Below are 12,412 nucleotides of genomic sequence, written 5' to 3' on the forward strand. Positions count from 1 at the left end.
GGACCGCTTTGATTTATTGGTGCTCGACGACTTGGGCTACGTCCGGAAGTCGGAGGCCGAGACCTCCGTGCTGTTTGAGCTGATTGCCCACCGTTACGAGCGCCGGGGTTTGGTACTGACCGCCAATCAACCCTTCAGTCGGTGGGACGAGATCTTTGCGGATTCGATGATGACGGTGGCGGCCGTGGACCGATCGATCCACCACGCAATCATTGTCGAGATTAACGCGGAGAGCTTTCGCAAGCAGGCGGCGGCGCGGAGAAACTCGTCGTCGTGACGGGTCGCGCGCTGGTGTGCTCTGCATTGGGTGAGCACTGGTCTCTCGCCACCTGACCTCGGGCTGGCCGCAGCCACCAGGCTGGGTAGATGACTCAACGAACACCGCTGCCGATCCGGGGTTGTCGTTACGATCCGGTAACCACAAAACGACAGTCACCTCGCCAATCTCTGTCGTTTTTCCCGTCTAAGCCCTTGACATCTGACAGGAAGAGACTGAATCCGAATGGGTCAGCCCACCTGACTTTTCCCGTTATCTTCTGGCGAGTAAAACCAACACCACTTTCGATCGCGCGGAAGCCCTGTTGCCTCGTAACGTGCTCTCAACAGCCTCGGCTTACTGAGAATTGTGGCAAGCCCCGAAACCCCTGCCGTACGGTTGCCAGAGGACTTAGCGGGAAAAGTCAGGTCAGCCCACAAGCGTCCGAGAATCGCTTGTCTGAAACTATGTCGAGTATCGCTCTCGCACTTGTGGGAGTGACTAAAACGATGACTAAATTTCCCACCCCATCCAGCCCCAAATGGCACCAGCGGCACCAACGAGCCCCAAACGCCAAAACGCCGGAACCCCTTTGTGTCGGGAGATTCCGGCGTAATCTTGAGGATGGCTCAGGGGTGATTTGAACACCCGACACGAGGCTTATGAGTCCCCTGCTCTAACCAACTGAGCTACTGAGCCGCACAACCACTTATTTTGGCACCTTTGCTAGAATAGCACGTCTGACAAATAGAAATCGAGATCGCCCTAGTTGCTGGCATGGGAGAACGCAACTATGGATGGTATGGCTCGCTCTCAAGAGCTATAGATGCACTTGTTTGGTTAGCCCGATCGACCGTATTGCGAACCAGCAGCTCCAGACTGGTATCCCGAACGGCCGTCGTTTGACCGGAGATACTATAGACCAGTGCTTCACGATACACCCGCTGGGCGGGATGCTGACATGAATTTGCAGAACCTCCGGACGCAATAACTGCTGCCCGCGCGCAGGTTCCCGCTAGGTAAATTGCCTGACCGCGCAACTGCAGCCGCTTGGCAAACTCCGCTTCTGCTGGCTGCATTGCCGTATAGAAATTGTCCCGGAGGGCGTCCAACGCCCGATTCAATTGCTCCCAGGTTTGCCGAATTGCAACGGACGGTTTCTGAAGTGCCACGCGGTCCAGTACGTCCAGACCTGCTCGCGCGCAGCCCAACGCGTAGAACCCATGGTTCAGAACGTTACGGCGATCGCGGCTGTGGATGGCTCCCGGTTCGTCAAGCCCGACCACCTGACTCGCGTCGAGCCGCCAGGCACTCAGCTCGGCACTCACCGTCCGCGTCGAACCCATCGCAGCTAACTCCATCGGCTCGGATAGGCGTAGCTCGCCCCCACCAGACTGCTGGTGCGATCGCAGCGGAGCCATTCCGTACACCGCGCTCCCGTCCGACAACTCGGCACCGATAATGAAGGTTTGGAAGAATCCTGCCCCAGTGATCCAGGGTGCGGTGCCATCTAGGCAGTAACTGCCAGCTACTTCTCGGGCCTTCAGCGGCGAGCCGCCTTCTCGTCGGAGGTGCGAAAATCCAACCCCGATAAGCGCCTCCCCCGTAACCGCTCGTGCGAGGTATGCGCGCTTCAGCTCGGTATTATGGCTACTTGCCAGCAGGGCTGAGGCACTCTGGTGCTGGTTCTGCAGAAACGACAGGGCTCCCGAATAGCGCGGCACCAGCTCTAAAAACTGGCGAAACTCGCGATCGCCCAGCTCCGCTCCTCCCCAGGTTTTGGGTACTTTCAGACCCAGACCGCCAAGCTCGCCGAGCCCACGGAGCGCTCCGTGCAAAGCTTCGGAGTCGGTATCCAGTTGCCCGGCTTGCGGTGCAACGATCTCGCGTAAGTAGGTTTCGGCACGGAGCAGAAGTATATCGGTGGGGGAAACAGGCATAGGCGGTCGATGCTGCGACTGGAACATTGTGAAATGTTAAGACATATCGACATAACCCACGGAGGGAGCAGTGCATTTGCCTCTGTACTGGATGTACTTACCAGAATGCCGCGCTGAGCTGGTGCAGACGTATCAAATGCGACGGCGCTTCGCCACCGGGCGGGCGAGCGGGCGAGCGGGCGGAAGTTGCATGGTTGCAAATGCGTGCACAAATGCGTGCAATAGACTTCCTGCCGGATTGGTGTGTAGGATCCAAAAATAGACGGCGAGTCTGGAGCAAGGGTTGTGCCGATCGCGGTTTGTATCCTGTTAATTTCGGTCTTTTTCTTCAGCAGCTGGACGATTACGGGGCTCCTGGTCGATCTGCCGATGCAGATCCTGAACGTGGTCATTTCTCTGCTGGGGGCAGTTACGCTCGTGGTGGTGCTCGCTTTCGCCGCTTGGGCTTTCGGCGAATAGCCGCTAGCCGTTGCCGAGTGTCAGTATTTGCGCTCCTTGGGTGGGAAGCGCTTGATCGTAACGGGCATGTAGCCGATCTCGATGCCCGCCGGGGAGTAATACGCCAGCGTGTGCTGCAGAAAATTGGCATCGTCGCGCTTGGGGCAATCCTCGCGCGCGTGTGCCCCGCGACTTTCGCGCCGCGCGATCGCCGAGGCCAAGATAGTTTTCCCAACCACGATCAGGTTGCGTAATTCCAGCGCTTCGATCAGCTCCGTATTCCAACAGTCGCCTTTGTCGTCTAAGAAAACATCGTCGTACTGTTGCTCGAGCGCTTGCAAGCGCTCCAATCCCGTCTGCATCACCTCCGCAGTACGGAAGACGCCACAGTATTCGCTCGTACAATCCTGAACGGCCGTCCGCAGGGCGTTGATGCGCGTACTGCCCGACCGATTCAATAACTCCCGTACGGTGTCGCGGGCGCGATCGCGATACCGCGCTTCATCGAACTCCGGGAGCTTGCGCGTGCCAACATAGTGGGCGATCTCGGCTCCCACGCGCCGTCCGAAAACCGCACACTCTAGCAGCGAGTTGCTCCCGAGGCGATTGGCACCGTGCACCGATACGCATGCTGATTCGCCTGCAGCAAATAATCCAGCAGTCAGTCCATCCGGACCGCAGCGAACGCGCCCGTCTACGTTCACCGGAATCCCGCCCATCGAGTAGTGAGCGGTCGGGCGCACGGGAATGGGCTGCTCGACCGCATCCACACCTGCCAGACGATGCGCTTCCTCCCAACAAAACGGAACCCGGCTCATAATCTTCTCCCGACCCATGTGGCGCAGGTCCAAGAACACGCACGGACCGCCTGCCGAGCCGTCGGGATGGACACCGCGACCGGCACGAATCTCCCGCGTAATGGCTCGCGACGTGATGTCGCGCGGCGCTAACTCCATTTGCTGCGGTGCATAGCTAGCCATGAAGCGATCGCCGGCGGCATTAATCAGATAAGCACCCTCGCCGCGGACGGCTTCGGAAATCAGCACGCCCGCCGGATACAGTCCGGTTGGATGGAACTGCACGAACTCCATATCTTCAAGTGGAATCCCGGCAAGGGCAGCCATTGCCAATCCGTCGCCCGTGGAGGCAAAGTCGTTTGACGTCGTATTGAAGACCCGCCCGTAGCCACCCGTTGCCAACAGCAGGGCTTTGGCCGGCATCACCTCAATGCTGCCGTCGAGCAAGCTATACATTACGATGCCTTTGGCTTCGCCTTCTTCAAAGACGAGCTGCATCGCGTACCACTCGTCGTAGATTTCAACGCCGACGCGACGGATATTGTTGACCAGTTCGTGCAGGATGGCATGCCCGGTTTTGTCTGCGGCATAGCACGTGCGGCGATGGGAATGGCCGCCAAAGGCCCGTTGGGCAACGCGCCCGTCGGGCAGGCGCGAGAACAACACGCCCATGTGTTCTAAGTCGATTACGACGTCGGGTGCGCTGCGCGTGAGGATTTCAACGGCGTCCTGATCGGCAAGGTAATCCGAGCCTTTGACGGTGTCGAACGCGTGGGCTTCCCAAGAGTCGTCCGGGTCGACGTTTTGCAGTACGGCGGCGATCCCGCCCTGAGCGGCAACCGAGTGCGAGCGAATGGGGTGGGTTTTGGCGATCGCCGCCACGCTTAATTTCTCGTTAGTGCGGGCGATTTCCAGAGCCGCACGGCAGCCAGCCAGACCGCCGCCGACGATGACGACATCGTAAGCGCGCATGCAATACCTTCCGTTCGCAACAGATCGGCAAGCCGAAAGGGTGGCGGACCGAATGCCGACCCGGGACAGTTCGACTTGCTCTTATTGTTAGCTAATACGAGCGGCAGTGGCGATCGCATGCATTAGAGCTAAACCCACAGATTCTGAAGTGAGGGAAGATCCCTGAGTCGGCGTTGCTGAATAAAGGGATGAATCGGGCTGGCGCAGGTACGTCCCAGAACTTCAGAAACTGGATCGGTAGCTCGAGCATCGACCCCTTGCTTGGCGCAAAAGTCACTGGATGATGGTCGGGTTGGACTGAGGAGCACTGTCCAAAAACAAGTTAAGTTGCGGCCGGTTGGTTGGACCGGAGTGCTGACGCAGCTGCCCGTGATACCACCCGTGCCGAGGAGCTTCAGTCAAGAACACAGAGGCCGCGTTCGAACGGTCCTGTAAAACTTGGTGCCCCTTGTATGGCAGATTGACTGGGAGTTGTTGCCCAGAGCGATCGCGCCCGGAGCTCCTAACGCGATCGCTTGGCGCGATCGCTGTCTTTAAAAAACCATCACCGCCCCACTTCTGATGTCTGTCGAACCCGGGGAAGCCTGGGGGTTAGAGTCAGTAAGATAAGCTAAGCGCAAGCCAGAACGCGCTTGAGATATTGGCTCTAAGGCTTAAGCCTCATGCTCTGCTTACCTCCCCTCCCTTACCCGGTTTATTTTGTTTCCAAAGCCAAAAAGGTTTGGAGCGATCTCATGATGCCTGGGGTAGAACCGCCGCCAGTTGAAGAGGTTTACGAGCGCTTTCATAACGTGAATGACGCTTGGTGCGTGCAGGCATACATTCACTTGCGACGGCGCGGGTTGAACGTGCACTTAACTTCACGCTACCTCCCCGGTCGAATCTGCGTGACCTCATACGAACATCTGGCGATTCGCGATGCTCCATTTAATAGTTATGTCGTAGTTGTTCGACACGATCGCGGACGCCCGGAGATTTGCGAACAGCGTATCGTGCAAAACGCTCTGAATTTAGTGGATTGGACCGACCACTTGATGCCGTTGTGGGCTCAGCCGAATTTGAAAGCTCGAGATGTAGGGCGCGGTCCCCGTATGGAGATATTGGGCTTCAAAGGTCGAGACAGGAATCTGGCTGCACCATTCAAGCGACCTGAGTTTCTGCAGCAACTTGCCGAACTCGGAGTAACGCTCAAGATGAGCCCGGAGGAAGAGCGGGCACATCGCCGCGATTGGGCGGAATACACCAATGTCGATGCCATTCTAGCTATTCGCAATTGTACGGAATACGACCTGGCAATTAAGCCGCCGAGTAAGTTAGTTAATGCTTGGTTTGCAGGCTGTCCGGCAATATTGGGACCGGAGCCGGCTTTTCAAGGACTGCGTAAATCGCCGTTAGACTACATTGAGGTTCGCTCGCCTGCTGATGTCATATCGGCAGTCTGCCGCTTGCGCGATCGACCCGACTTGTTCCGAGCCATGGTCGAGAACGGACGGCTTCGCGCCCGAGAGTTTACTCCCGACATACTGTCTCGACGCTGGCGCGATTTGCTGGCAGGGGCGATTGCAGCGGGCTACGAGCGCTGGCAACAAGAGTCGCGACTGAAGAAAGCATTGCGCCCCATCCAGTTTGGGTTTCGCGCGATCGCACACCGTCGCGAACGACACTTATTTCTTCGCAACATCAGGGTTGGGAAACGCATTTTTGATGAGCCATGATTCAAGTAACATCGCCCAGTCGTTGCTTGGGAGTTACCGGACTCGTTGACCCTGCGAACTTGGGACAGTAATGGCTGAAGGGGTGACATGGAATCTACACGAGACTCTTCACGCTTGCTAGTGGTTCAATACGGGGGCGACTACCGCGAGGCTTTCAAGCGCTTTGCCGCTGGAGGAGAAGAAACTTACTACGCACAAAGGTACTCTGTCGATGCCGTTGCCAAATTGGGAGAACGATTTGATGAGGTGGCAACGTTGTGCTGCGTTTGTAGCGAGCCCTATAACGAGCTGCTCGAAAATGGGGTGCGGGCAATTGGTGCCGGCCCCCAGCTCGCGACATCCGGGCGATCGCTAGTGAAGATCGTCAAACAGTACGAGCCGACTCATCTAGTTATCAGAACGCCGATCCGAGCGATCTTGCAACTCGCTACTCGGAAGAAGATTAGCACCATTGCCGTCCTTGCCGATTCTTTCTCATCCGAGGGATTGAAAAGCAAAATTCGCAACCAACGGCTTGCAAGCTTATTGAACGACGAGACAGTGGCTTGGGTTGGCAACCACGGGACCAATGCATCGGAGTCGCTGGCTGGGATCAGCGTAAAACCCGAAAAGATCGTTCCTTGGGATTGGCCTCACGAGAAGACTCCAGGACTATTTTCGGCAAAAGTCTTCCCGACATCGAAGTCGGTTTGGGAGGTTTTGTATGTGGGAACAATGGTGGAGTCGAAAGGTTTCGGCGACGCATTAAGGGCTGTAGCAATCCTAAAATCTCAAGGCGATCGCGTTCTACTCAGAGCTATTGGTACGGGTGACATAGAAGCTTATACAAAACTCGCCCGCGACTTGCAAATCGAAGACTGTGTTGAATTTCTGGGGCTGCGACCCAATCGGGAGATCGTTCCTGCTATGCGAGCCGCAGATACCATCATTATTCCCAGCAGGCATGAATATCCCGAGGGATTCCCCATGACAATCTATGAGGCGCTGTGCTCCAGAACGCCAATCGTTGCCTCAGATCATCCGATGTTCGCGCGCAAGTTAACCGATCGCGTGAGTGCCCTGATTTTCTCGTCTGGCAGTTCGGAAGGCTTGGCTGGATGTCTGCAAACACTGAAATCGTCGCCAGAGCTTTACACGCGCCTCTCGCTCGCGTCTCAGGCTACATGGGACCAGTTGCAAGTTCCGGTGAAGTGGGCAGAACTGTTGAATGCAGGGCTCTCTGACCTGCCGCGCGATCGCCAATGGTTGCGCGATCGCAGCCTAGCAGCGATCGGTGACAACCTTCCTGGCAGCTCGACATCAAATAAACTAATCTAAACCTAATCCAGCTGCAGCGTGCCATGGGCGTATTCGAGATCCACCCTAAACTTGCTTTTCTTGTTTTGCCCTATGCCCGCCGCGAATTGCCTGGTTGGGGGAGGTTACTGAAGTTATTTAAGGTTTCAGGAGCTGAGTTCGATCCGCTTTGGCACGAGGCCGCAACGCGCATTGTCGAAGGCAAGTGGCACGGATATGGCATGTCGCTCGATCTGGCTAACTGGTCCGATCGCCTCATTTACTTTATCGGACGTTATTACGATTTGCCCCCACAGCTCGTGGTGCGCGCAGTGCTCGCACCCGGAGATAAGTTTGTTGATGTCGGCGCGCACAAAGGGATGTTGACGCTGATTGCGGCAGCGCGAGTTGGGACGTCTGGAAGCGTTCTGGCGGTCGAGCCGAATCCGGGCTTGTTCGCAGAACTACAACAGCTTGTGGAAACGAATTCACTGACACAGGTAAGACTTCATCATTGCGGTCTAGCCGATACGCCTGCCGAGTTGACGTTAAACGTGCTGGCTGAAACGACAAAAGCCGGCACAGTCGAACATAGTAATTTGGGAACGTTTGCTGAGTTGCCAGATCCTGATGACTCGCTGTCTGTAAATCGATATCGCGTTCCGGTGGTGTGTGGCGACGATTTGATTCCCGACGACTGGGATAATGTGGCTGCAATCAAAATCGACACGGAAGGGTTTGATTCGGCAGTCATACGCGGGTTGCGCAAAACAATCGATCGCTGCCGCCCGGTCGTGATTACCGAGGTCATTGCCAAGCATCTAGAAAATGCCGGCTCGAGCATCACAGAGTTGTGCGAGATTATGCAGGACTTGGGATATATCGGTCATAACATTGAAGTTCGCAGTCGTGCGTGGCAGCATCAGCTGTATCTTCACCGTGCAAGCGAACGGATGACGCGGGAGGTGGTTTGGTTGCATCCGGATGGCATCGCCTCTCGCCGGCTACAACCCTTTGTAAAGTAGATGTGATGATATCGCCCAGCTCGGTGAAATGAGGCACACTAGGAAAGTCCGAGCCGTTTTTGGTGTGGCTTGGATTTTTATTGAAGTGGCTTGGAGTGTACCTCACCTATTCGAAGCCCTGCACTATTTTGTAGACCCATATTGACGATGAGTGCTGAAGCTGAAAATTCCCAAGAAGCCGGGCTGCAGGTGCAGCTCTTGGAAACGAGTTTTGAGAAAGTCAAGCCGCGTGCTGAGGAGTTTGCCAGCAGTTTCTACGAAAACCTTTTTGCCGACTACCCCGATGCCAAACCGCTGTTTGCGAACGCGGATCTCAAGGCTCAGAGTAAGAAGCTCTTGGCATCCCTGGTATTCGTCGTCGAGAATCTCAAGAAGCCGGATGCCCTGACCGAAGCCCTGAAGGGGCTGGGCGCCCGCCACGTTGAGTACGGTACGCTCCCCGAGCACTATCCCCTTGTCGGCAATACGCTGTTGAAAACGTTCGCGCAATATCTCGGTGAGGGGTGGACCCCTGAGACCGAGAAGGCTTGGGCCGAGGCTTATGGTGTTATCACCGAGGTGATGCTAGATGGTGCTGACTATTCGCAAGCCGAGGTGCAGCTTGAGTCTGCTCCTTGACTGACTGACAGGACACCTGAAAGCCCTGCAGTGCTGTCATTAACGGCATACTGAAGCGGCATTGTGAACTGAGTCGCCGATCGCTGAGAGCATATTCCCGCCACCCTCCTTCCTTACCGCCAACTCTCCGCCTGGTTTCAACAGCACTGCTAGTACCCAGACCAGCGCCCCTTCGCCACCCTGGCTTGGAGGTTCTGGGTCTCAACGGCAGCGAATGCCGTAATCTCACAGCCTGGGAAGCTCGCGTTCGCAGTCGGGCTCAGCAGGCTCAGAGCTACCAGCGAGGCTGAAAACTGCTTGAATTAGGAATCCCAAATGACACGCTGGACGCGCAATGGAGCGCCCTTGCGATCGCGAAGCGGCACGAGTGTCGCCCCGAACTGTTCGGAAAACACGCGCTCGTAATCGGCCGAGATGTCGCAAACAAACACGGATTCGAATGAAGGTGGCAGGGTTAACTGCGGCGGCGGCGATGTGGGTAAGAGCAAAAATTTAGTTGTTGGCGGAACGAGGTGGGCGAGCGACCCGATGTTGCCAAGCGCAGTTGAACTCCTGAAGCTGATGACCAGCGGGCGATCGCTTTGGGCGATCGCCTCGGCGATCGTGGCGTTGTGGTAGCCGACGACCTTGTTCCACCACGTTGGAGCGCGCGCGATGAGTCCACACGAAAGCAACCCGGCCGCCAGGATACCGATCGCTGCAGATCGCCACAGTAACCGTTTCTTTCCAGACCGTCCGAGGTTGCTGACGAGGAAATAAGCGCAGGCAATTTGGATGGCGGTTAAGGAGTGGAGGAAGTAGCGCGTCATCGTCGAGCGACGACCGCCTAGGAGAACGTCGGGCAGGACGAGTGCGAGCGTCGGGACGGCTGCAATCGATAACAGCACCCACTTCGCGTCGGTCGGACCCTTGCGCCACAAGTAAACGGCTGCGAACCCACAGCCGATTAGGCAGAGTGGGGGGATGATGGCGGTGTACGGATCGTTTAACTGAAAGCCTAGGTCGATGAAGGCGCTGCTGAGGTGCAATCCCCAGAGACTAACCAAGACGCGCGCGGGGACGGGCATGGTGGTCCAGCCGGTTTTCTCTTGCAGGGCGTCCCACCCCACGATCGCTACCCACAGCCAGGGTCCGAAGCTGACTACTGCTGCCAGCAGGGCGATTCCGAACGCTTTTACGGTCGGCGTCCAGCGGAATTTTTCTAGTGCTAGCACGCTCAACCCGTGGGCAACCGCGATCGGTAGGGACAGTAATGTGATGTAGAAGTTCGCAGCTAGCGCCAGCGCGTACGCGCCCCAAGTGCGGAGCGACTGCGATCGCCGCGCCCGCACTAGCAATGCCGTTGCCACCAGCGTCGAGAAGGTCCACAGGCTGTATTCCCGTGCCTCTTGAGCGTAGAGAAGATTTACGGGCGAGACGGCCATCAGCGCCACGGCAGCGACTCCGACTGCCGGCGAGAACAGTTCCACGCACAACCAATACAGGGCCGGGAATACGAGCAGCGAGAACGCCACTGAGAGCGATCGCAGGGTGGCGACGGAGCTACCGAACCACTCGCGCCAGAGCCGCAGCAGCAGGTAATACAACGGCGGATGTTCGGGGTGGGTTTGCAATGCCTCCCAGGTGTTGCCCCACCCGCGATCGGGGCTGAGCTGTTGGTATGTCAGGAGGTCTGCTGCGGTCACGAGGCGATTTTGGAACAGCTCGGACTCGACATTGACTCCGATATAGCCGGCCGTTCGCGAGGCCGAGTAGACCTCGTCGTGCCAGAGAACTTTGCCGCCTAGATTGGTGCAGCGCAGGACGATGCTCGCAGTTAGCAACGAGATCGCGAGCCAGCGCAACCAGGTCGAGCGCGTCGGCGGTGCGGATAGTTTCATGGAAGCGTAGCAGCTCCGAGCAATGGATTTTCCTGGATCGTTGGACCATCTGCCCGATTTCGTCTGGGTTCGCTTACTTTAGCGCCCGAAGCGATCGCGGCTGGACCGTCCGGCGATCGCTGCGTGTTGTTGCTGACCCCTCCCCTGCCCTCTTCCGATCCAGGGTCGGGGAGAGGGTGTCGGTAAGCGATCGCACCTCTCAGCACTACCGTATTTGACTGAGGATGTAGCGCAAACGATCGTAGTCATCCTTGAGCAGCATCCCGATCTCGCGACCGGCGCGCACCAACCACGGTCGATCGGCTTGGCGCAGGCGGTAGATGCCGCGCACGACGGCGGCCAGCAATGCTTCGGAGGGAACGCCCTGGGCGTCGAGCAGCCCGCGCAGGAAATCGAGGCGATCGCTGAAGGAGACGACTTCTTCGGGCTGACAGTGCCAGACGCCTTGGTGAATCTGCGGCGGTCGCGGCGGCAGATATTGAAAAATCTCTCCGGCAGTTCCGCGATCGCCGGGGGTAAGGAAGCCGACGATCGCGGCGCGGAATTCGGTTTTGAGCATGGCGAAGATCTGCGGCTGCTGATCGCGCAGTTCGCTCAGCGACAATCCCAAGGCTCGCGCCCGATGGACTGAATCGATCGGACTGGTGGTGACATAGGTCACGATCCCGTAGACCCAATTGCCCGATTCTTCATCGAGCGCCTTAACCCAACTGGCAAAGGGCGGCATGGCCGGGAAGTCCAGTTCTTCCGGCTCCAGACATTGGGCGAGAAATTCCGTCGTTGCGGTTTCGATGACTTCCGCAAAGCAATCGGGGTCGCGCGCGTCGCTGGCAAATTGAGGCAGGGGCAAGCGCATGGCACGTCTCGGAGCGGGCAAGGCGCGATCGCACCTGAAAAGCAGGACAGACCGGAGCGCGCAAGCGGTTCCCCGGCGGTCGGTCTATCGGAGTTTCTGGAAGTGGGCGATCGCGCGGCTTATTTCTTGGCCGGTCGCTTTAGGCTGACTTCTTCAAGTTCTCCCAGCTGGAAGGTGACGAGCTTGTCCCAGTTGCCGTTTTCGAACAGAACGGCAGCGTTGCCGTCGGCAACCCGCTGGACCAGTCCTTCAAAGCGGTAGTAGGTATCCTCGGGATTGGTAACGCGCACTTTCGCGCCCGGCAAGATCAAGCTCATGAGTTGTCGCGAGATAGGTAATGGACGGGGCAGATAGGCAAACTGCCAGGGGAGCTGCCAGCGGCCTATTGGGGATCGTACCGCTTGGCGGTCCGCGATCGCTGGGATCTTCCTGGCAAGTCGCGCGATCGCCACTATCGGCAACAACCGACGCTGCTAGCGGACCCTTGCCGGGGAGGGGAATACCGAGGGCTTCGAGGAGTTCGGGGCGCGGTTCGCAAGCGACGCGGGCAATTTGTCGGTTGTCGGTGAACCAAGGCTGCAGGATTTTTTGGTGGCATCGCGATCGCGGGTGCTATGTTAGGCGGCTGCTAAGGAGGTGT

At 57.5% G+C, this 12,412-nt stretch carries 11 protein-coding genes and 1 tRNA gene; 6 read left to right on the top strand and 6 right to left on the bottom strand.

Annotated features, from left to right (window positions below):
• On the top strand, window positions 1–277 hold a 277-nt coding region (locus KR51_RS12745), incomplete at its 5' end, for an ATP-binding protein (RefSeq protein ID WP_022608368.1).
• Window positions 278–881: 604 nt separating this feature from the next.
• Here KR51_RS12745 and KR51_RS12750 read toward each other — a convergent pair.
• Both KR51_RS12750 and KR51_RS12755 read right to left on the bottom strand, forming a co-directional pair.
• Window positions 882–955, bottom strand: a tRNA-Met gene (locus KR51_RS12750).
• A 92-nt stretch (window positions 956–1,047) separates the two neighbouring features.
• Complete coding sequence (locus tag KR51_RS12755; RefSeq protein ID WP_022608369.1) at window positions 1,048–2,196, bottom strand: acyl-CoA dehydrogenase family protein; 1,149 nt, start codon at window positions 2,194–2,196, stop codon at window positions 1,048–1,050.
• A 285-nt stretch (window positions 2,197–2,481) separates the two neighbouring features.
• Here KR51_RS12755 and KR51_RS19810 point away from each other — a divergent pair, with 285 nt between their 5' ends.
• A complete protein-coding gene (locus tag KR51_RS19810; protein WP_022608370.1) occupies window positions 2,482–2,655 on the top strand; it encodes a hypothetical protein in 174 nt (57 codons plus the stop codon).
• Between the two features lie 20 nt (window positions 2,656–2,675).
• Here the strand turns inward: KR51_RS19810 and KR51_RS12760 are convergent, their stop codons facing one another.
• Window positions 2,676–4,403, bottom strand: a complete 1,728-nt coding sequence (locus KR51_RS12760; RefSeq protein WP_022608371.1) for a succinate dehydrogenase/fumarate reductase flavoprotein subunit — start codon at window positions 4,401–4,403, stop codon at window positions 2,676–2,678.
• Window positions 4,404–5,137: 734 nt separating this feature from the next.
• On the opposite strand from KR51_RS12760, the gene KR51_RS12765 reads away from it, so the two are divergent.
• From KR51_RS12765 to KR51_RS12780, 4 genes are all read left to right on the top strand, one after another.
• Window positions 5,138–6,118, top strand: a complete 981-nt coding sequence (locus tag KR51_RS12765; RefSeq protein ID WP_022608372.1) for a glycosyltransferase — start codon at window positions 5,138–5,140, stop codon at window positions 6,116–6,118.
• 87 nt (window positions 6,119–6,205) lie between these two features.
• Window positions 6,206–7,435, top strand: a complete 1,230-nt coding sequence (locus KR51_RS12770) for a glycosyltransferase (protein ID WP_022608373.1) — start codon at window positions 6,206–6,208, stop codon at window positions 7,433–7,435.
• A gap of 23 nt (window positions 7,436–7,458) precedes the next feature.
• The gene (locus KR51_RS12775; protein ID WP_022608374.1) at window positions 7,459–8,418 is read left to right on the top strand and encodes an FkbM family methyltransferase; all 960 of its coding nucleotides are present in this window, start codon (window positions 7,459–7,461) and stop codon (window positions 8,416–8,418) included.
• A 147-nt stretch (window positions 8,419–8,565) separates the two neighbouring features.
• Window positions 8,566–9,036 carry a globin family protein gene (locus KR51_RS12780; protein ID WP_022608375.1) on the top strand — a complete coding sequence of 157 codons (471 nt, stop codon included), beginning with the start codon at window positions 8,566–8,568 and terminating at the stop codon, window positions 9,034–9,036.
• 302 nt (window positions 9,037–9,338) lie between these two features.
• On the opposite strand, the gene KR51_RS12785 is transcribed toward KR51_RS12780, so the two are convergent.
• The 3 genes from KR51_RS12785 to KR51_RS12795 all read right to left on the bottom strand — a co-directional run bounded on the left by KR51_RS12785 (window position 9,339) and on the right by KR51_RS12795 (window position 12,083).
• Window positions 9,339–10,916: a glycosyltransferase family 39 protein gene (locus KR51_RS12785; RefSeq protein ID WP_022608376.1), complete on the bottom strand. Its 1,578-nt coding sequence runs from the start codon at window positions 10,914–10,916 to the stop codon at window positions 9,339–9,341.
• Window positions 10,917–11,121: 205 nt separating this feature from the next.
• On the bottom strand, window positions 11,122–11,772 hold the full coding sequence (locus KR51_RS12790; protein ID WP_022608377.1) for an HAS-barrel domain-containing protein: 651 nt from the start codon (window positions 11,770–11,772) through the stop codon (window positions 11,122–11,124).
• A gap of 119 nt (window positions 11,773–11,891) precedes the next feature.
• Window positions 11,892–12,083 (bottom strand): NAD(P)H dehydrogenase subunit NdhS, encoded by a 192-nt coding sequence (locus tag KR51_RS12795; protein ID WP_232214611.1) that lies wholly within the window; start codon window positions 12,081–12,083, stop codon window positions 11,892–11,894.
• Window positions 12,084–12,412: the final 329 nt, after the last annotated feature.

The organism is Rubidibacter lacunae KORDI 51-2, assembly GCF_000473895.1.
Taxonomy (GTDB): domain Bacteria; phylum Cyanobacteriota; class Cyanobacteriia; order Cyanobacteriales; family Rubidibacteraceae; genus Rubidibacter; species Rubidibacter lacunae.